Source organism: Vibrio nereis NBRC 15637 (assembly GCF_001591105.1).
GTDB classification, from domain to species: Bacteria; Pseudomonadota; Gammaproteobacteria; order Enterobacterales; family Vibrionaceae; genus Vibrio; species Vibrio nereis.
In genome coordinates this window covers 79,364-100,794 of the sequence record NZ_BCUD01000006.1, presented here as the reverse complement: position 1 = coordinate 100,794, position 21,431 = coordinate 79,364, and the positions used below count along the sequence as shown (strand labels likewise).

Here is a 21,431-nt window from a genome sequence, read left to right as displayed (position 1 = left end):
TAAATTACAGCCTCAAGTCGCTCTTTTGTCAGGGTAACTTGAGGTTGTTTGTTTATAAGAGTATAACTACCCTAAACGATGGAAAGGATATGAGATGTATTTGCAAATGCATTTATCTCTCACTCAGCCTGGCTGTAATTAGGCGATGAAAGAAAAGAATTATTTATGGAAAACCAGTAGTGGAGCACTTGCTTTGCTACTGGTTTTACCGATCTTAGCGATATTTATTACCGCTGTCGGTGAAACAGACGATCTCTTCGCACATTTGATGTCGACAGTGTTACCCACTTATACCTATAACACCATACTTTTGGTACTCGGCACTATGGTGCTGTCTTTGGTGATCGGGATTCCTTCGGCGTGGATCATGGCGATGTGTCGCTTACCGAGTGAGAAGATCTTACAGTGGGCTCTCGTATTACCGTTGGCGATGCCAGGCTATATCGTAGGGTACATTTTTACCGACTGGTTTGACTTTGCTGGCCCTGTACAAGTGTTCTTGCGCGATGTCACAGGTTGGGGCCCCGGTGAGTATTGGTTCCCTGATATTCGGACACTCGCCGGAGCGACGTTTGTTTTGTCCTTGGTGTTGTATCCTTATGTTTACCTGCTGGGTCGTGCCGCTTTCATGGAGCAAAATGTCTCTTTGCTGCAATCCGCCCGTCTTTTAAAGTGCTCGCCTTGGGAAAGTTTCCGTCGTATCTCGCTACCTTTAGCACGTCCATCCATTGCTGTTGGTTTATCGCTTGTCGCTATGGAAACGGTCGGCGACTTTGGCACGGTGAGTTACTTTGCAGTAAATACGCTGACAACGGCGGTCTATGACACTTGGCTTGGCTATTCCAGTTTAACCGCAGCAGCCAAGATCTCAGCCATTATGTTGGTGATCGTTATCTTGCTGTTGAGCGCTGAACGTTATAGCCGCAGAAGACAAAAACTATTCCAAAACCAGTTCAGTAGCCGTGAAGATTTTCGCTATGAACTTCAAGGCTGGAAGAAATGGCTAGCGCTGACTTGGTGTTGGGGACTGGTTTGTATCGCGTTTATCTTCCCGCTTGGACAGTTATTGATTTATGCCTATAAGTACTTTGCGCAAAGTTGGACCAGTGAGTTCCGTGAATTTGCCTTAAATAGCCTTTATGTTTCTATCACTGCTGCCATTATTGGCGTGGCGGTGGCGTTGTTGGTTAACTTCTGCCAGCGAGTAAATCCTGGCCGTCAGAGTTTGGCGTTCATGAGGTTAGCATCAATGGGTTATGCGGTACCAGGCACGGTGTTAGCGATTGGTGTGATGGTGCCTGTGCTGTTCATGGACCACATGGTCAACGATATAGCCAAAGCAATGGAGTGGGGTCGGCCCGGTCTTATCTTTTCAGGATCCATGTTCGCAATTATCTTCGCCATGGTGGTGCGATTCTCTGCTGTCGCGATCGGCAGTATTGAGAGTAGTTTAGGTAAGATTTCACCGTCATTAGATATGGCATCTCGTACCATGGGGTGCAATTCGAACCAAATGCTGTGGCGAGTCCACTTTCCCCTTGTTCGTCGCGGCGCCTTAATTGCTGGGCTTCTGGTGTTTATCGAGTCCATGAAAGAGCTCAATGCGGCGCTCTTACTGAGACCGTTTAACTTTGAAACACTGGCGACTTATGTCTACAACTTTGCCTCTGATGAGCATTTAGAGCTGGCGGCTCTTCCTGCTGTTTTACTGGTTTTAGTCGGTCTAATTCCTTTGGTTCTCATCAACCGTTCACTGGAGCATTCACACTAATGAGCTGCGCACTATCTATCCAAAATCTGACTTGTAAGTATGACCCTCAGACTACGGTTCTGGAGTCGTTGTCATTGGAAGTCGAGCACGGTGAAATTGTTTGTCTGCTTGGCGCGAGCGGCTGTGGCAAAACAACGTTACTGAAAGCGATCGCTGGCCTACTACCATTAAGCTCGGGCACGATGAGTCTTAATTGTATGACGATTGATGATGGTGAAAACTGGACGCCGCCAGAGCAGCGCAATATTGGCATGATCTTCCAAGATTACGCGTTATTCCCTCATTTGACGGTAGAGCAAAACGTGTCGTTTGGGTTGAAAGCGATGACGGCAGAAGAGAAAAAAGCGAAGGTGCTCGAAATGCTGGAGCTTGTTCACCTGCAAGACTTTGCTGATCGTTACCCGCACCAGCTGTCCGGTGGCCAACAGCAGCGTGTCGCGATTGCCCGCTCACTTGCTTATAAACCGGATTTGCTTCTTCTCGACGAACCTTTCTCCAATATTGATACTCAAGTGCGCCATGAGCTGATTGCCGAAATCCGTAAGATTTTTAAAAAGCAGGGCGTGACGGCGATTTTCGTTACCCACAGCCGAGAAGAAGCGTTTGCCTTTGCCGATAAAATGGCGGTAATGAACCACGGCGTGATTGAGCAATACGGTACGGCCAGTGAACTCTACTACCAGCCATCGAGTAAGTTTGTTGCTGATTTCTTGGGAGGAGGGAGCTACCTGACTGCCAAACGAGTGTCTGAATCTGAATTTGAAACGGAATTGGGCCTGATAGAAGCCAAGGCTCAGCAGAGTATTGACGTGGAAGCGCAATGTGAGCTATTACTTCGACCACAGCACGTACAGATCAGCGCAGCGGAAGAAAGCAGTGTCGTCGTGCTAGAGCAGCAGTTTATGGGTGATCACTGCCGTTATGTGGTGGATGCGGGTGGCAGCCACTTACTGGCAAGCTCGTCAGAGCCACTGTCTATTGGGCAAATGGTGTCGGTAAAAGTTGATACCCAAGGCGTACTGGCTTTCTGATAAAAAAAAGCCCAGCGGATGCTGGGCAAATGATAGCCACCTACGGAGTTAGGTGGTTGTTAGCAAACTCAGAGTTGTAAGAAGTCCTTGAATTGTTGCACCACGTGCTCAGCGGTTTCTTTGTCTTCCATTTCTGCGAAAATACGCAGTAACGGTTCCGTCCCAGAGAACCTCGCGATAATCCAGCCGCCATTGTTGAAATACACTTTAGCGCCATCATCGTAGCTGACTTTTTCGATCTCAAACTCAAAATCTGGCAATTGTTTCTCAACGTAGATACGGTTGTGCAGAATCTCTTTTTGTGCGGGTTTAAACTTGCAGTCCCCTTCCGCCATATAGGCATAACCGTACTTGGCATAGATCTCATCTAAGAGTTCAGAAAGCTTTTTACCTGTGACAGAAATCATTTCCACTAATAGGCTTGAGGCAAAGACGCCATCTTTGCCTTTGATGTGTCCACGAATGGTTAAACCGCCAGAACTTTCTCCGCCGATCAATGAGTCATCTGCTTCCATCTGTGAGCTAATGTGTTTAAAGCCAACAGGGACTTCAAAGCACTTTTCGCCATGGTCAGTTGCGATCTTGTCGAGTAGGTGGGTCGTGGCGATATTGCGTACCACAGAGCCAGACCAGCCTTTGTATTCAAGTAAGTAGTAATACAGCAGGATCAGCACTTCATTTGGATGGATGAAATGGCCTTTTTCATCGATGATACCGAGTCGGTCCGCATCACCATCGGTACCAATACCGATGTCGTAGCCTTGCTCTTCCACTAGGTGCATCAAACGGTAAAGTGTCGCAGCGCTTGGCGACGGCATTAAGCCACCAAAATCTGGATTTTTACCATCGTTGATCACGTCCACATCACAACGACCGTTAATTAATACCGTTTGTAGTGCGTTTTTTGCTACACCAAACATTGGGTCAATCAGTACGCGCAAGTTGGCTTTCTTGATCGCCTCAATGTCGATAAAGTCGATGATTGAATCAACAAATTCGTTCATTGGGTTGATCACTTCGATTAGCTTGTCGGCCACCGCTTGTTCAAAGTCAACACTGTTCACGTTATCGGCCGTTAGCACCGAAATTTGGTCTTCAACTTTTTGTGTGATCACTTCATCTGCGTCACGACCACCTTCGATGAAAATTTTCACACCGTTGTAATCGGCAGGGTTGTGCGAGGCAGTGATACACGCTGAATACGCGCAGCCCATCTCTTTTGCTTTGAACATGACGATAGGGGTTGGGACAAACTTATCGATAAAGCTGACCGTAACCCCATTTGCGGCTAATACTTCAGCAAACCAACGCCCCGCTTTATCTGATAGGAAGCGGCGGTCATAACCGATGACAAATCCTTTATCGGCCACATTCTCGGCATTGATGATGTTGGCGACTGCCTGAGCGACAAGACGAACGTTATCTTTAGTAAATTCTTCACCAATAAAGGCGCGCCAGCCACCTGTTCCGAATTTGATCATAATAAATAATCCTTAACTCAAATTAGGAGCCTATCGATGACAGGCTCCCAGATAGGTCATTAACCTAGGGTGACGACCACGTTGTTAACGCTGCCTTCCGCTTGAACTGGCACTGATGCGCCAGTGATAGCTTCGCCGTTCAGAGTGATAGATTTCACGCCTTTACTGACGGAATTCGGGTTCTCTACTTTGATGTTGTACGTCGCCCCTAGCCATTGGCGAGTTACTTCAAAACCTGGCCAGTCAGTTGGGATACATGGGTCGATAGTTAGACCATCGAAACCAGTACGTACACCCAGAATAAAGTTAGTCACCGCAAAGTAAGCCCAACCCGATGTACCGGTTAACCATGGGTGGTTGGCACGACCATGGTCTTGATGGTCACGGCCCATGATGAACTGTACGTATGAGTAAGGTTCGGCGACACGTTTTTCGATGATGTCGTTTTGGTTGTATGGGTTCAGTGCGTCGTAGAACTTCATCGCGCGGTCACCACGGCCCAATTTCGCTTCTGCTACCCAAGCCCATGGGTTTGGATGCGAGAAGATCGCGCCGTTTTCTTTTACGCCTTGGTATACACGCGTTACGAAGCCGATATCATCATTTGGTGTTGCGAATGATGGTGAGTTCAGGTGCAGGCCGTACTCAGAGAATAGGTTCTCATCGACCGCATCCATTGCTTTCTCACCGCGCTCTTGAGATACCGCACCAGACAGTACCGCGAGTGTGTTTGACTCTAGGTGGACTCGGCCTTCTGTTTGTTGCGCTGTACCGATCTTGTCGCCATTCTTTGTTAGACCACGGATGTACCAGCCACCTTCTTCGTCCCAAAGGTGCGTTTCACACGCTTCACGTACGTTGGCAGCCATCACCGTGTATTTCTCAACGTCAGCTTCTTTGCCTAGGTACTTGGCTAGGTCAATGAATTCTTGCAGTGCCCAGAAGTGTAGGAAAGACACCATTGAAGATTCGCCACCACCTAGGTTGAGGCAGTCGTTCCAGTCCGCACGCAGGCCTTTACAGATACCTGTTTGACCCACGTATTCAGCCGAGAAATCGAGCGCGGCTTTCATATGGTCATAAACCGTTGCATCGCTGCCATCTGCGTACGGGAACACTTCATCGAAGAAGCTGTGTTCGCCGGTTTCCATCACGTACTTACAGATGGTCGGTACGAGCCATAAGTGGTCATCAGAACAAGTATCTTCGATACCGTGGATCTTATCTTCATCCGATGGTGTTGGCACAACGGTTGGAGATTTAGACGGTTTAACGTCTGCTTTCTCTGGATCGAACCAATCTGGATCGAATAGGTGCAGACCGTAACCCGCTTTCACTTGACCACGTAGGAGGTCAACGATGCGCTTACGTGTCATCGCTGGGTTTGCGTGCGGTACGGAAATCGCGTCTTGCGCCGTATCGCGGTAACCCAGACCAGTACGACCACCCACTTCGATGAAAGATGCAAAGCGAGACCAAACCACACAGGTTTCTGCTTGGTATAGTGTCCAAGCGTTGATCATGGTGTCTAGACCTTCGTTTGGCGATTTCACTTGGAATTTGCCACAACGCTCATCCCAGTGTGCTTTGATACCCGCGAACGCGTTGTCTACTTCTGCGAGATCTTGGTATTTCGCACGTAGACGCTCACCGTTGCCTTTACCGATACCTAGGATGTATGCGAAGCGAACTTCTTCACCTGGTTGGATAGTGAATTGTTTGTGTAGAGAGCCGCAGTGGTTGTAACAAGTTTGCGCGGTGTTGAAACACTTACCTTGCTCTACCGCTAGTGGGTTGGCTTCATCACGGTATAGGCCTAGGAAGCTATCGCGTTGGCCGTCGTATGAATCTGGGTCAAACGTTGACGCCAGGTAGTAGAAACCTTCGAAGTCGTTGGTGTTGTAATACAAGTCGTATTCAATCACGCCCTCTTTGTATGCTGTACCCGCCGAGTACAAAGACATCTGATGGTTTTGGTTGTCGGATTGAATGTGGCTGAACGAGAACTCAACGAATGAGAAAGCACTTATGGTACGTGGTTTGTCCGAGGTGTTCTTGATCACCACGTCCCATACTTCGGCATCTTCGCCTTTTGGTACGAACAGCGTTTTGGTTGCGGTAATACCGCTGTATTCACACTTGAATTTAGAGTAAGACAAGCCATGACGAACTTCGTAGTTTGCTTCGTCTAGGCTTTTTGCTACTGGCTGCCATGAGATTGACCAGTAGTCACCCGTTTCGTCATCACGCAGGTAAACATAATGTCCCGGGCGGTCTAATGTCGCGTTCGGACGGAACTTAGTAACACGGTTATATTCAGGAGAATTGTAGAACGAATATCCCCCTGCATTGTGAGAGATAACAGTACAGAATTTTTCTGTGCCTAAGTAGTTGGTCCATGGCGCAGGAACGTCTGGGCGAGTGATGACGTATTCGCGATTGTCGTTATCGAAATAGCCGTATTTCATGTTAATTTCCTTTTTACCAAGCTACCACATTGGTAGCCAAAATTTTAAGCTAGTGAAAACTTTAAATAAGTTGCTCATTGGCCACGTGTTATTTCCAAGGTTGTCTGTATTGAATGCCTTGCTTGTCGAGGAGTGGCAAGTGGCCTTTCAATCGAGACAGATAATCTTTCCAGTTACGATGCGTTTTTTCCGTCCAGCAGGCTTCTGCCATCGCGGTTAGGCGCGGGAATACCATGTAATCCATGCGTGGTTGTGTCAGGATGATTTCACTCCAGAGGGCACATTGGATGCCTAAGATTCGCTTTCGAATTGGGTCTGTATCAGGAATGTCAGCGAGCGGTTCATACTGATAGGCCTGTTCTAGCGGAATCACTGCTGCCCAATCGACGCCTGGTTCTTCTGGTGCGTAATCTTGGGTCATATCCAAATAAGTCGATTGACCTGGTTGAAGGATCACATCAAAGCCTTGCTTAGCACAATTCAGAGCCGCCTCTTCGCTTAGCCAAGAGTAGATAACGGTATCCTTACTGACTTTATTGCCATGCTGCGCTTCTTCCCAGCCGACCATGCGCTTACCGAGTGAACGTAGTTTTTTCTCGGCGTAACGCAGTAGGTGCCCTTGCAACTCTTTAGCGGTTTGGTAACCGTGTTGCTTCATTAATTGCTGGCATGACGGGCTTTCAACCCAAACGCCATCGGGCACTTCATCCGCACCGATATGCACCCATTTAGACGGGAAGAGTTCAGCGACTTCCTCGAGTACTTTATCGAGAAACTCATACGTTCCAGGCAAAGCAGGAGAGAGAATATTGTCGTTGTAGTGTTGAATACTGCGATATTGTGATGCGTCTTGCGGGTCTTGGAGCAGCTCTGGTAACGACTTTATCGCGGCGCGGCAGTGGCCTGGGATGTCGATTTCTGGAATAACGTTGATGCCTCGCTCGTGAGCATAGGCGATGACCTCTCTCACGTGATCCTGAGAATAGAACCCACCGTAAACACTATTTAAATGACTGTATTGCGGCTCCAATGAGGTGCCAGTACCACGGTAAGCACCGATTTTGGTCAGTTGTGGAAACGCTTTGATCTCTATGCGCCAACCTTCATCATCGGTTAAATGCCAATGAAAAGTATTGAATTTGTAATGGGCCAATTGGTTGACTAAGCGTTTCACTTGCTCCACTGGGTGAAAATGTCGCGCGCAGTCGAGCATCATTCCTCGATACTTAAAGCGCGGGCTATCAGTGATTTTGATGTAAGGCACGACTAGTGAATCGTTCTCACGTTGGATCAGTTGCAGCAAAGTCGCACTCGCGTGCACAAAGCCTACGCTCGATGCGGCCTCCAGGCGGATGCCTGAGCTGGAAACGGTCAGATGATACGCGCCTTCATCCAAGGTTGGATTGTTGCGAAATAGAATGTCACTCTGGCCGATAGCTTTACTTGTGAAAGCAAATAGGTTTACCAGCTCTTCTTGTAACCACGTTGCGGCTTTTTCCGCTAGTGCGGCCTGCAATGTAATTTGGCTTGATGCTGAGATATTGAAATGGCCGTCTCGCAGCTCCGTATGATTAGGCTTCGGTATCAAGGCGAGTCGACTCGCGTCAACATTCGGTAATTCGGTACGCTCTTTGTATGGTGACGCAAGTGCTATGGGGGTTAAGATCACGGGGGAGGTGATCGCTTTGCCTTCTGCCAGAATGAGCGCGTCTTTTAACCCGTCGGAGTAAAAGCGAAGTGGTGCGTTGCCAATACTGAATTCACAGTAATAATGCTGATTCGCTTTTAGTACGCTTTCGTCGGGTGTAACCGTGCAGAAACTGCCGATTTGGTGAATGCTACCTTTGCTGAAGCTATCCGGTTGGATATAGCGATCCGTGATAAATTGCAGTTGCCAATTCGCCAGATCTTGCTCTGTTAGGTTGTGGATAGTGAGGCCAAAGCGACAATAGTGTTTGTGCTCTGATAATACGGCTAATTCAACACGAAAACTCATGAGATGTTCCTTCCGTAGAGGTTGTGCTCTGGCTTGCCAGCAAACATTAATGCGCCTTCAATCGCGTCAAATTGCGGCTCGACTACCCAATTTTGAACCGGTGGAGAGAGCCATTTTAAGATGCGTTCGGCGATGCTGCCCATCAGGCAAATGCGCGTGGCCCCTTTTCGATTAAGGGCAAGTAAGAACATTTCTACGTCGGATGCCGTTTGTTTCAGCATAGAGATGGCGAGGCTATCGCCTTGCGCTGCATGTTCAAAAATTGCGGGTGAAAACTGACCATAGTCTCGTGGTAAGGCGGTTTTTGACCATTCAACGACTTGGTCAACATCGTGGTTGAAATGTGCCATGACATGGGTGCAGAGTGGGGTTTTATCGATGATGCCATCTTCAGCGAGAAGGACTTGCTGTACTAGGCGTAAGCCCATGACGGCGCCACCACCTTGATCCGAAATAGGGAACTCTCTGCCTCCCACAACATGTTGCTCACCATTGGTTAAATAAATGCCACAAGATCCTGTTCCTGCGATCATGATGGCCCCATCATCACCGTTGTGAGCGCCGACACACGCACCGTACGCATCGGTATTTAAGACCATAGAGGCAAACGGATGGGGCAAAGCCATAAATGTTTGCCACGATGATTTATGTTCTGCACCAGCGAGAGCTAAGCCAATATGCATTTCGGAAAAGTCTTTGGATGATAACCCTCCCTGAAGGGCGGCTTGTGTGATTGCGTCTACAATCGATTTCATCGCAACGTCTGCGCCGAGCATAATGTTCGCACTGCCACTTTTCGCCTCACCGATAAAATTGCCTTGTTCATCACGAATACGAGCGCGGCAAGATGTGCCACCTCCGTCGATACCCACATAGTAAAGTGTCATATTAGTCCTCCTTGCGTCCGTTGAAATGGTGGAACTGAGCAACGATGGCTAGCAGATACCAAGCGCCATGGGGGATCCATTGTTCGCCCCAGCGCCAGTTTTGTAGCATGTCATCTTTGTGCTCAGGAGGATTAAATGCGATGTCATTTTCATCTTCGAAGCCACCAGTGATGCCGTTGCAAACGCCGCCTTTAGCATTAAAGAAGCCTAAGTGTGGCAGATAGTCTGGGTTGTTATGTCCATGCCCATCAAGCATGCACATGTGGTACGGGTTCAGGCCTAAAATCCAGTTCAGGGCATTGTGTGCGAATGCTAAAGCTTGCTCTTTGAGTTGTGTCTCTTGTAGATGAGGAAGGGCGAACAGCGCCATGGTACTTAAGGAGCCCAAACGTGCATTTTCGCCTTGCCACCAATACCCTGTTTCGTTGTCATGAGCGACAAAAAACGCGTCTCTTTTAGCGCCATTGATGGGTTTAACGTATTGGCGCGGATAACCAAATGGGTTTGCCTTCGCGTGCGTAATGGAGAGTTCAAACTCTAACGCCTTGTTCACTACGCTTATAACTTTTGCCGCGTGTTGCTCGTCCTCTTCTATGTCTAAGTAATTGCACAGTGCAATTACTGGTAGTCCAGCTTCTGCCGCGTGATAATACGGGCGAGCGCCATCAGAGGTTGCAGACCAGTAGTGTTTAAACGCGTCATCGCTCATTTGACGTTGCTGCAGTTTCTCTGCCCAGTAACGGCTTTCCGTTAAGTAATCACTGTTTTGTGTGGTTTGAGACAGTTCGACACAAGCCAGTAGCGCACAGTATTCATCAATGATATTTTCTTCACCGTCATCAAGGTATTGATGATTACACTCACGCAGGTGCCAGTAACCTTTTTCCGCTGCCGCTAAGTATTCACTTTGTGAGAACTCACCACATTCAGCCTGGCGAGCCGCGGCCGCCAACGCTGCGATTGCAGCACCGCCGCCTTGGCGTAATCCAGCTTGATAATTATTGGATTTATGGCCGTCTTGAGTCGCGTAAGCGCAGATTTCGCGTTGCTCAATGTCTTTTGACCATTTGTCAAATACAGTCACATAAAAGAATCCCTGCTCGTTTTGCATGCGGATTAAAAAGTCCGCGCCATAGAGAGCTTCTTCAAGCAATCGCACTTTGGTATTTGTGGGAACTTGCTCGTTGTCAGCGGTTATTTCCAGACTCTTAAGCATGTTCCACACAACCATTGGGGTTTGCTGTGGATTAAAGTAATTTGCGTAAGATAGGTGACTCAGGTATTTGCTTACATCACCAGAAGCGTCATACCAGCCGCCATGAACATCAACAAAGGTCTCTGTTCCCAGAACAGGGACAGAGTGATCTTTTTTATCAAATCGGCCGCCACAGCGCTGCGATTTAAAGTAATGTAAAACGTCTGAGAGTGTTTCATTGAGCAATAAACCTTGTTCAATTTTGAACGTTTCAGACTGGGATGAATCCACTTGTAGGTAATAAGTACCAGGTTCAGAATATTCGGAGAAATCAATGCGAAAAAAATGCCCTTGGTGCCAATTTGCAACTTTGTCGCCATTTTCGACAACAAAGCTCGCGACGGTTTGATGGCTGTCAGCACACACTAAGAGTGCAGTGGAAGTATTTAGGTGCGATGTCCCAGACATCAGAACAGCTTGTTTGGGACCAAGGGGTTCATAACCAATGTGGTTAGTAAGTAGCAGCATGAAAAACTCCGGAAAACTGATAATTATTATGTCGTATTCAAGCCAAGAGCACGGGCTCTTGGCTTGTTTGGCCTTAGTTCTCGTATAGGTAACAACGTACGAAGTGGTTGTCTGATAGTTGGGTTACGGCTGGCAATTGCTCGCGACATTTGTCCGTTGCATGCTGACAGCGACCCGCGAACGGGCACCCAAGCGATTCAGGAGTCCATAAAGGGATTTCCCCCTTATTCCCTTTCAGCTTTTCGTGGATTGACTTGCTAGGATCTGGTACAGCCGACACTAATAGCTGGGTATAAGGATGTTGAGGATCGTGGATGATTTCTTCCGTGTCTCCCCATTCAACCATGTGGCCGACGTACATAACGGCAAGATCTTCCGCGATGTAGCGAGCGGTTGCGATGTCATGGGTGATGTAAAGCAGAGACATTTCTTTCTCAAACTTCATTTCTTCCATTAAGTTGAGGACACCCGCACGAATCGATACATCCAGCATTGAGGTCGGTTCGTCGGCCAAAACGACTTCCGCGCCGACGGCAATGTTTCTTGCTAGGTTAACGCGTTGACGTTGCCCACCAGAGAGTTGGTGTGGAAACTTTTGTGCGGTTTCCTTCGGTGGAATGAGGCCAACTTGCTCAAGTAAATCGTATACGCGTTCTTCCAATTCTTTCTTGTTGCCTGCCGATACCTTCTTGTGGATCAGTAGCGGGCGAGCAATATGGTGGAAAATATTGTGAGTCGGGTTAAGAGATCCAAATGGGTCCTGCCAAACCATCTGCACACCTTCGCGGTAAGACATTAAGTCAGAACGCGAGTTGATGGTTTGAATGTCGCGACCTTTGTACTCAATAGAGCCGCCTGTTGGTGCGTACATTTTTGCAATCATCTTAGCCGTGGTTGATTTGCCTGAACCAGACTCACCCACAACGGATAAACCGCGACTTTTGTACATCTTGAATGATACGTCGTTGATTGCACGCATCATCGGTTGGTTTAGGGCGTTGCTGTTGATCGGAAAGTCCTTTACTAGGTTTTTTCCTTCAACCAGCAGTTGGCCAAATTCTTTGCTCATAATTGTCTCCAGTAATCTTTTTATTCTTTTCTCACCGCGTTGCTAGAGTTTGGTCTGCGCAATTGGCTCACCGTACAAGTGACAATTGGAGAAACGATTTGGCTCTATCTGCCTTAGCTGAGTTGGTACTCGGGTACATGCTTCATGCACTCGGTCACAACGAGCTTGGAAGCGACAACCTTGAGGAATGTCCAGTAGGTTGAGTGGGTTACCAGGAATACCAGTTAACTTAGTTTTAGGGCCTGTTAATGGAGGGAAAGAGCTGCCCAGTCCTTTAGTGTAAGGATGGTAAGGGCTTTCCAATATTTGTTTTGAAGGCGCGACTTCAATCAACTCACCGGAATACATGATGCCGATGCGGTCTGAGAATTCGACCATCAACGAGATATCGTGAGTAATGAACAAGATAGAGAAGCCAAACTCTTCTTTCAGTGCGTAGATTTTTTGTAAAATCTCTCGCTGTACAACGACATCCAGTGCCGTTGTTGGCTCATCCATAATGATCATTTTAGGGTTCAGGGCTAGAGCAATTGCAATCACCAGACGCTGACGCATACCACCAGAAAACTGGTGCGGGTAATCCGTCAGACGGCTAGGGTGGATATCAACAATCTCTAACAATCCTTCAGCACGTTTACGTGCTTGCTCGCGCGTCATTTTAGTGTGACGCATAATCACGTCACAGAACTGTTCTTCCATGGTCAAAACGGGATTAAGAGCGTTCATCGCACTCTGGAATACCATCGACATTTCACTCCAGCGGAAGGATTGCATGCGTTCATCACTGTACTGGATGATGTCTTCACCATTAAAAATGACTTCACCACCAGTAATGAATGCAGGCGGTTTATGTAGACGCATCAGCGAGAAGGCTACGGTTGATTTACCACAGCCGGACTCGCCCGCTAGGCCAAAAACTTCGCCTGGTGCGATATCAAAGCTGACATTGTTACAAGCGCGGACATCGCCCGCGTCGGTAATATAGTCAACGCAAAGGTTGCGGATAGAGATGAGTGGTTCAGTCATGATTATTTTTCTCCGCTCCAAAGTGCATTTTGTGGTGCTAGTTCTGTTGGCTCACGTTCTTTTTTCTCGCTCTTGGCTAGTTTCTTCCAGCGTTTCATGCCTTTGTGAGAGCGAAGCTGAGGGTTCGCAATTTCATCAACGGCGAAGTTAAGTAGCGCCAAGCCAGTCACGAGTATTGTTAGTGCTACACAAGGTGCGATCACTTCCCACCAGGCACCAATCAACATGGCTGATGATGTTTGAACGTTGTAAAGCATGATGCCCCAACTGATCGTGCTTGGGTCGCCAAGCCCTAGGAATGAGATGATGGATTCCATACCAATCGCGTACATTACTGAGCCGATAAAGCTTGCGCCAACAATCGGGATAAGGTTTGGCAAAATTTCGACAAAGATAATGCGGAAAGACGACTCACCCAGAACTTCAGCGGCTTTAACAAACTCTTTTTCTCTTAGGGCTAGAGTCTGAGAGCGGATAACCCGCGCGCCCCAGGCCCAGGAGGTACAACCGATAATGATCGCTATGGTCAGAGGGCCTGCCTCGCCAATAAACGCCGCCAGAACAAACAGTAATGGGTATTGAGGAATTACCAGCATGATGTTCATGGCAGCCGTGAGTGCGTCATCGACGCGGCCTCCAAAGTAACCGGCTGAAATACCAATGACGGTGGCAAGAAAACATACGGTGATGCCTGCACCGAAACCCACACCGAGAGATATACGAGCGCCATAGGCTAACTGAGACCAAATATCTCGGCCCATTCGGCTAGTACCTAGCACATGATCGGCTTTTTTTGACATGATCATAGTGCGGCGGTCCGTCGCTAAGTTTTCCGCAACCCAACCATCGGGGTTTGCTTGAGCAGATTTCACCACAAAGCCTGGGTACTCATGCGGGTTACCAGTGCGCTTATCCGGAGCATGTTTAGTCAGCAGAGGCGCCGCCACTGCGACAAATATGAACAGCGAGACAATCGCCAAGCCAGTGCGAGCGTATGCGTTGCCTAAAATCAGTTTAAATAGATCTTTCATTATTATTTCCCTCCTTTACGAAGGCGAGGATCAAGTACCACGTAAAGCATGTCGGCAATTAAGTTAAAGGACAGCATGAACAGCGTCATGATGATCAATTGCCCTTGAAGTACTTGGTAGTCACGTGCATGAATTGCGTTCAATAGTACGGTTCCGAGGCCTGGGTAGTTAAAGATGATCTCAATAATTAACTGACCACCAATTGCCATACCCAAAGACATAGAAAGAGCAGTGACACTAGGAAGAAGCGCGTTTCGTGCGGCGTAGTTAAATACCACTCGGTTCTCGCTCAACCCTTTGCCTTTTGCCATGGTGATGTAGTCTTCTGCTAGCAGGTTAATCATGTTGTTACGCATGTTTACCAAGAAGCCACCCACCTGGATGATAGACGCACAGAACAGAGGCAGTACTGCGTGGTAAGCTGCATCTTTGTAGAATTCCCAGCTTGTCCAGTCAGGCATTGTGCCTGCGGTGTATGCATAGCCTGTTGGGAACCACTTTAAGCCGATGGCAAAAATGAACAGGGCCATCATTGCAATTACCACTTGAGGTACGGCTTGTACAATCAGCATTCCTGGCGTAATGAAAGCATCGTATTTACTGCCACGCTTCCAAGCCGCGAATATGCCCAGTACCGAACCTAGAGAGAAAGAAAGAATGACCGCTGAACCTGCTAAGAACAAAGACCAGCCGAAAGCGCCGCCTAGTAATTCGTTAACAGACAGAGGATAGAATTGAATTGAAGTGCCTAGCTCCCAACTTAGAATGTTCTTCATGTAGGCAATGTATTGAACGAATAGGCCGCCATCGACAAAGCCAAGAAGCTCTTTCATCGCAGCAATACGTTCTGGCGTTACTTGAACGGAAGCGTTAGCAAACATCATGGTTACCGGATCACCCGGCATTGCACGAGGAATAATGAAGTTTAACGTCGCAGCAACCAATAAAGCGACAAAGTAAAACGACAAACGTCTTAAAAAATAACCCATAACTCACACCTTACTTATCCAGATTTTCCCTGTTTCTGGTTTCAGGTCGCTCCTAGCGAAAATCAAAATTTAGAGCGAATAATCCCCTGACGACTGGCGCCATACTTTAAATAGATAAAGCGTTGGGGGTATGCGGCGCACAAGAGGTACGCCGCAAAGATAGAACGATTACTTAACTGGTTTTAGGTCCAGTACGTGTAGTAGACGCTCTGGGATACCGGCCCAAATGTTTGGACGGCCTTTTGGATTCTCTTCGTTCCACCAACCAGTGAAGCGAGTTGTGTTGTACTGGTACATGTATGCGCCAGACATCACAGGAATCGTTACTTGGTTAGAAGCTAGGATCTCTTGGATACCGTGAGCGATTTCTAACTGCTCATTCTTGTCAGCTGTCTTGTAGAAGCTGTTTAGAAGCGAATCGACTTTTTCGTTCTTGTAGAAGTGCATTGCGAAGCGAGGCATACCCTCACCAGACTGCAGCGCTGAGTTGTAGCCACTGTTCCAGTAAGTGTGTGGGTCGGCACCGTGGAAGTAGTTCGTGTACGCAACGTCGTAAGAACCTTCTAGCATCGCTTGGTTGTACACAGAGAAGTCAGGTGTACGTGCTTTTGCCTTAATACCCACTTCCGCTAGCTGTTCAACTGCAAGTTGTACTGTGTTGTTGAAGTCTGTCCAACCATTTGGTGATTGAATAAGCAATTCGAAAGATTTACCAGAAGGAGTGTCTACGAAGCCATCTTTGTTCACGTCTTTAAAGCCCGCTTTCTTCAGTAGCTCTTTCGCACCATCAACATTGTACGTGTTGAAACCTTTGTACTTGTTGTGTGTCTTTTCATCAGACCAAGCTTCGAACGCGTAGCCAAGGCCAGATGCGAAGTCGTTCACTGTACCGCCACCGTAGAAAGCGATATCAATGATAGTTTGACGATCTAGAGCCATTGAGAATGCACGACGGAAGTCGAGGTTATTCAGCGCTTCATTCTTCGCTGGATCTGGGTTTTTGTAGTTAACTACGAATGCCTGAGTACCTGATGGCGGGTACCAATATTGGTGGTTAGGGCTCGCTGCAGCGTAAGTACGATCGATATCTGGAATGAACGATGAAGTCCAGTCCATTTCGCCGTTAACGACTTTTCCTAGGAACTGGTCGTTGTTAGCAATTTGAGGTACGCGTAGACAATCAATGTCTAGGTTGTCTGCATCCCAGTAATTAGGGTTAGCACACTGGATGTATAGCTGAGGAGTAAAGGTATCAATTTCCGTGAACGGTCCAGAACCAACCGGGTTTTCGTTAGTAAAGGTTGCTGGATCTTTTACGTCTTTCCAGATGTGCTCTGGTACTACCGGTACTTTAGCAATTTCGTAAGGAACATTGGAGTTCGCTTCTGTAAGCATGAACTTAACTTGGTAGTCGTTAACTTTCTTAACGCCAGAAATCCAAGAGTTAATGCCGCTTTGGTCTAGCTCAGGTTTGTTCTTAACGAGGTTAAATGAGAAAACAACGTCATTTGCATCGAACGTTTGACCGTCAGACCATTTTACGCCTTTACGAATATCGAAAGTCACGCTCATTAGGTCATCAGACATTTTGAAGTTTTCAGCTAGACGGAATACCGGCGTATTGCCGTGCATTTCGTTGAAAACGACTAACTGTTCGTAGATAAAGTCTGTTGTTGTGTGCAGGTTAGTTGCACCCAAAAACGGGTTGAAGTTACGGACGAATGTGGTGAACTCTTTTGGGTGAACGGTTAGTTCACTGCGTTCAGCGGCTGTTGCTACTGAAGCAAACCCAGTTGTTGCAGTCGCAATAATTGCTGTCGCTAGTGCTGTTTTTTTAAGGTTGGCAAGCATAGCTGTTCCTTACTATTTGCTTTCATTTCACTTATGGAATTGAATGTCATCAATTGATAAACACTCTCTAAGGCCTACCTCTAATATTGAGATTCAATCCGGAGGAGAAAGAATGTCAGAGAGTGGCCTGTAGGCCTTAGGCAAGTGTAAGAAGACACCCTCAAGCTTTTTTTCGCAATCTTAATTCCCGTCAAAAACGTCAAATACCCCGAATCCTACGTTAATAACGTTAATAGAGGCTGTTTTGAGTATTAATTGTTCAATAATTGCCAGGTGATGTAGATCGCATAATGCAGTTGGTTTGTGTTTATTTGTAAGTGATTACTTACTGTTTGGGCGTTGCTATATTTGGTATTGTGACTTGGGTTCTTATATTGAGATCTGAATCACCTACTATTTTTAGTGTTATTTTTTTGGCTAAATAAAATCTGCCGAATTGTTGTGATTGGCCTCGCAATACAGATTGTTTTTACGTCAAATACCGAAGAATACGTCGTTATCTAGCGAAAACTATATTCTTGAGCCGATGTGTAAACGGTTGCTTTTGTCTTTTTTTATTATGCGTAATAAGGTGGTTTGATAGGTGAATTTCAGAAGGTAACTCAGAGGGGGAGAGGAAGTGTATTGGCTGTTATTGGGGACGAATGAAAAGAAAGAGGCTAAATCTTAGTGCAGATTTAGCCTCGTCGGTTCGTCATGGAATGCCAGTAATACTTGGTTTAGTTAGAGAGTAGGTGTTGGAGTTTATTGCGTAAGTTTTCAATGTGTGTGCGTTCAGGGCTTTGCTCACTGCAGTGCTCTAGAATGTATTCCAATGAGCTAAGTACTGTTCTCCAGCGTGGAGTTTTGGGCAGTGTCTCTACACGTAAGTATTTGTCTAGTGTTCGAGTCTGCAAAGTACTTCTGTCGAGGTACACTCTCCATAAGCCGCTTTGCTCTGCAAAGGCAAACTTGGTTTGCCCGGTGACACGTTCCCAGTAGTCTAAGGCACTCGTCATCGCTTCGACGAGCACCTCTCGCATCACGTCTTGTTTGGATTTACTGTCAGAGGAGACTTTATCTGCAAGCCGCGTGAATTCTCCACCAAGTTCTTTGAGTTCCTGAAGCTTTTCACTGTCTCCGCTGAAAGCATAGCTTGAGAGGGCATCCACGGCGGCTTCTAGGTTTTTAATTCTGCTGGCATTGATCGTGCCTCCGACATTGAAAATATACATGGAATGTAAGTCAGATCCTTCCGGTAATTTTAATATGTCGGCAGATAAGTGTTGCCTAACATCTTCTACATACACATCAATCGTACCGCAATAATGATCTTGTTGAATGCTCAGGAATTTGGGTGCGATGAGCTCTTCTGCATTAGAGCGTTTTAATTGTTCTGTAGAGCGCTTAAACAGCTTGGAAGCGGCTTCATTGGCAAACTTCACTTTATTGTCTTCACGAACACAAATAATCGCTTCGGCTGAGGTCTCAAGTTGTTCGAGCAATCGATTTTGTGTTTCAAGTAGGTTGGACTCAATCAACGTGCGCTGTTTAAGTTCAAGATGCAGTTTTTGGTTTTCGATTCGGCGAATTTCTGCCTGACTTGCGGTTAGATGCGCTTTGATACGCGCCGCGAGTTCTTGTTTATTAAACGGTTTTGATAAGTAGTCATTTGCCCCGGCCTCAAAGCCTCGGATGCGATCATTGGCTTGATTCAGCGCGGTCAGCATGATGATAGGTAACTGTGCATGGTCATACGTTTGGCGCAGTGTTTCGCAGACATCATAACCGCTTAGTCCTGGCATCATGACATCGAGCAAGACGAGCTCGGGTTTATCCGCATCAATACACTCTAGAGCTTCTTTTCCATCTTGCGCTGTTTTGACCCGGTAGCCTTCTAAGCGCAGGAAGCTGTCTAGTACGCGCAAATTAACAGGTTCATCATCGACAATGAGCAACAACGGACCATCTGGGTTTTCAGGTAAATGGATAGGTTCAGTGATTTCTATCGAGTTGTTATCTGGTGCTTGGAAGTGCGGAATCGCATGCACATTTGCGTTTGCGATCTCATCCTTGGTGGCTACCGGAAGCGTAAAGCTAAATGTCGTTCCGACCATGGGTTGGCTGCTGACATAAAGCGTTCCTTTCATCAACTCAATCAGTTGACGGCTTATAGATAGACCAAGCCCTGCGCCTTGGCGGTAGTGGCTTGAATCACTGCCTGCCTGAATCAAAGGTTCAAAGATATGATCTAATTGATCCGCAGGAATTCCCTGACCCGTATCAACGACTTGGACGCGAATTTTATCGTCAACAGGCGTGGCTGAAATGACGATTTTTCCTTCGCTGGTGTATTTGATCGCATTACCGACTAGGTTATATAAAACTTGCTCTACGCGCTGTGGGTCGGCTATGACCCAAACGGGTTCATCGGCGATTTGATTGATGATCCGTAGTGGTTTATTACCAATGAGGTGCGCAGACAATTCTAATACCTGACGTGTGGAGGCTGATAGCTCGACAGCACAGGTCTCTATATCTAGATTGCCGTATCTCATCTTATGGTAATCGAGTAGGTCATCGACCAAGGTGGCCAACCGTTGTCCACTGTTTATGATAATGTCGAGCTGATATTTGTGGTCAGAAGTTATCGGGCCATTGGCGCCCGAAACCAAGGCTTCAGCAATCCCTACCATGCCGTGCAGTGGTGTGCGGAGTTCGTGAGAAGTGGTTGCCAGGAATTCATCTTTAAGCTTATTGGCTAGTTGCAGCTCATCATTCTTTTTTTGTATCAGCTTTAAGTTGCTCTCTAATTCTTCATTTTGTTGTTTGATTAGTTGCATTTTAGCGCGGATCGAGCGCTGCATTCTCTCAAAACTGACCGCTAAGCGACCAATCTCATCTTTCCTTTCTGTATTGATCATACTGGCGTCTAAATCGCCGGCAGACACCTTTTCTGCTGCCCATGTAAGCTTGAGCAATGGAGAAGTGATGAAGTTAGATAAGTAGTGTGAAGCCACAACAACCAGCAAAACGGCCACCAGCATGGCGACAATGAACAGCTTTTCGAGCTGGTGCACTCGAGCAAAGGCCAGTTTCTCTGGGACTTCAACCACCAATGCCCAGTCGATGTTTTTGACCGATATAGGGCTATAAGCCGCGATTACATCCTCGCCATCTGTATTGGTGTAAGTCCCTACATTGGTTAAGCCGTTTAATGCGAGCTCAACCACCTCTTTGCTGCGCTCGATATCTTCTTGTTGATACGCGAGCGTTCTTGGGTTGTAGTCATTACCAACCAGCAATGTTTTGGTTGAAGCTACATTGTGCGTATCAGAGATGAGCTTAGTGATGCCATTGTTTGGTAAGCGGAACATGGCGTAGCTATGAAGATACCCTTGCTGAATGATAGGGGCTCCGAGCCAAGCAACAGATTTGCCTTTTTCAACGTGGAAATCTGAGATGATAACGGGTGTAAAGTCTTCGTTGACCTTGCGCTTTTCATTGACCAAGTTTCGTAATTCTTTGAAGGTCTGGCCTAAATTACTGTCAGTATATTTACCAGCGAGCAGGTTGGTCCCATAGTTGTCATTTTTGTAAATGGAATAGGTCACATTACCTTCGCGATCAACCAACAAAATATCGTCAAAGTCTGAACGTTTTAACAGTTCTAAGTAGGCCCAGTGATAGCGCTTGTGAAGCAGGCGATAGCGTTCAGTACCGTTGTAAATGGTGGACTGAGGTAAAATGGAGGTTTTGATTTGGTCGCCTGAACCTGGTATATAACGCTTTTGCGCGTACTCCCGAGCTTGTTCTATATCTAACCCCAAACTTCTAAAGGCGTTGACTAAGCCGTAAAAGCGTCCACCGCTGGCATAGGCGAGTTCAGAGCGAACAAACCCCATCACTTCGGACTCTTTCGCGTACAAATAGTCGGTTATTTGTTGCTGTTTGCTGTCTCTAACCGAAACGAGGTGAGAAGTACTTTGCTCTCGTAAGTCGGTGGTATGAGAGTGTAAGAAGAAGAGTGCAGTGATCGTCAAAGGGGTAATACTTAAGACGAGAAATGCCAACATTAGCGTGTTTTGAAGGCGCTTAAATCTTTGCTTTCGATACAACTTAAACATGT

The 21,431-nt window shown here is 47.0% G+C and carries 13 protein-coding genes; 2 read left to right on the top strand and 11 right to left on the bottom strand.

The window, feature by feature from the left end; translation table 11 throughout:
• Window positions 1-145 precede the first annotated feature (145 nt).
• Together VNE01S_RS08420 and VNE01S_RS08415 are read left to right on the top strand one after the other, a co-directional pair.
• Window positions 146-1,771: an ABC transporter permease gene (locus tag VNE01S_RS08420; protein ID WP_053394164.1), complete on the top strand. Its 1,626-nt coding sequence runs from the start codon at window positions 146-148 to the stop codon at window positions 1,769-1,771.
• Entirely contained in the window at window positions 1,771-2,802 is a 1,032-nt protein-coding gene (locus VNE01S_RS08415; protein WP_053394163.1) for an ABC transporter ATP-binding protein, read from the top strand. Before VNE01S_RS08420 ends, VNE01S_RS08415 begins: the two co-directional genes overlap by 1 nt.
• A 68-nt stretch (window positions 2,803-2,870) precedes the next feature.
• On the opposite strand, the gene VNE01S_RS08410 is transcribed toward VNE01S_RS08415, so the two are convergent.
• The 11 genes from VNE01S_RS08410 to VNE01S_RS08360 form a co-directional block, all read right to left on the bottom strand.
• Window positions 2,871-4,283: a phosphoglucomutase/phosphomannomutase family protein gene (locus VNE01S_RS08410; protein ID WP_053394162.1), complete on the bottom strand. Its 1,413-nt coding sequence runs from the start codon at window positions 4,281-4,283 to the stop codon at window positions 2,871-2,873.
• Window positions 4,284-4,342: 59 nt separating this feature from the next.
• Entirely contained in the window at window positions 4,343-6,751 is a 2,409-nt protein-coding gene (locus tag VNE01S_RS08405; protein ID WP_053394161.1) for a glycoside hydrolase family 94 protein, read from the bottom strand.
• Window positions 6,752-6,839: 88 nt separating this feature from the next.
• Window positions 6,840-8,747 (bottom strand): beta-N-acetylhexosaminidase, encoded by a 1,908-nt coding sequence (locus tag VNE01S_RS08400; RefSeq protein WP_053394160.1) that lies wholly within the window; start codon window positions 8,745-8,747, stop codon window positions 6,840-6,842.
• Window positions 8,744-9,634 carry a glucosamine kinase nucleotide-binding domain-containing protein gene (locus VNE01S_RS08395; protein ID WP_053394159.1) on the bottom strand — a complete coding sequence of 297 codons (891 nt, stop codon included), beginning with the start codon at window positions 9,632-9,634 and terminating at the stop codon, window positions 8,744-8,746. The genes VNE01S_RS08400 and VNE01S_RS08395 overlap by 4 nt, the downstream gene beginning before the upstream one ends.
• A 1-nt stretch (window position 9,635) precedes the next feature.
• On the bottom strand, window positions 9,636-11,357 hold the full coding sequence (locus VNE01S_RS08390; protein ID WP_053394158.1) for a glycoside hydrolase family 9 protein: 1,722 nt from the start codon (window positions 11,355-11,357) through the stop codon (window positions 9,636-9,638).
• Window positions 11,358-11,430: 73 nt separating this feature from the next.
• Window positions 11,431-12,426, bottom strand: coding sequence for an ABC transporter ATP-binding protein (locus tag VNE01S_RS08385; protein WP_053394157.1), 996 nt, complete (start codon window positions 12,424-12,426; stop codon window positions 11,431-11,433).
• 42 nt (window positions 12,427-12,468) lie between these two features.
• Window positions 12,469-13,452 (bottom strand): ABC transporter ATP-binding protein, encoded by a 984-nt coding sequence (locus tag VNE01S_RS08380; protein ID WP_053394156.1) that lies wholly within the window; start codon window positions 13,450-13,452, stop codon window positions 12,469-12,471.
• A gap of 2 nt (window positions 13,453-13,454) precedes the next feature.
• Window positions 13,455-14,483, bottom strand: coding sequence for an ABC transporter permease (locus VNE01S_RS08375; protein ID WP_053394155.1), 1,029 nt, complete (start codon window positions 14,481-14,483; stop codon window positions 13,455-13,457).
• A gap of 2 nt (window positions 14,484-14,485) precedes the next feature.
• On the bottom strand, window positions 14,486-15,472 hold the full coding sequence (locus VNE01S_RS08370; RefSeq protein ID WP_053394154.1) for an ABC transporter permease: 987 nt from the start codon (window positions 15,470-15,472) through the stop codon (window positions 14,486-14,488).
• A gap of 168 nt (window positions 15,473-15,640) precedes the next feature.
• Window positions 15,641-17,323 (bottom strand): ABC transporter substrate-binding protein, encoded by a 1,683-nt coding sequence (locus VNE01S_RS08365; protein WP_053394153.1) that lies wholly within the window; start codon window positions 17,321-17,323, stop codon window positions 15,641-15,643.
• A 719-nt stretch (window positions 17,324-18,042) separates the two neighbouring features.
• Window positions 18,043-21,429, bottom strand: coding sequence for a hybrid sensor histidine kinase/response regulator (locus VNE01S_RS08360; protein WP_053394152.1), 3,387 nt, complete (start codon window positions 21,427-21,429; stop codon window positions 18,043-18,045).
• Window positions 21,430-21,431: the final 2 nt, after the last annotated feature.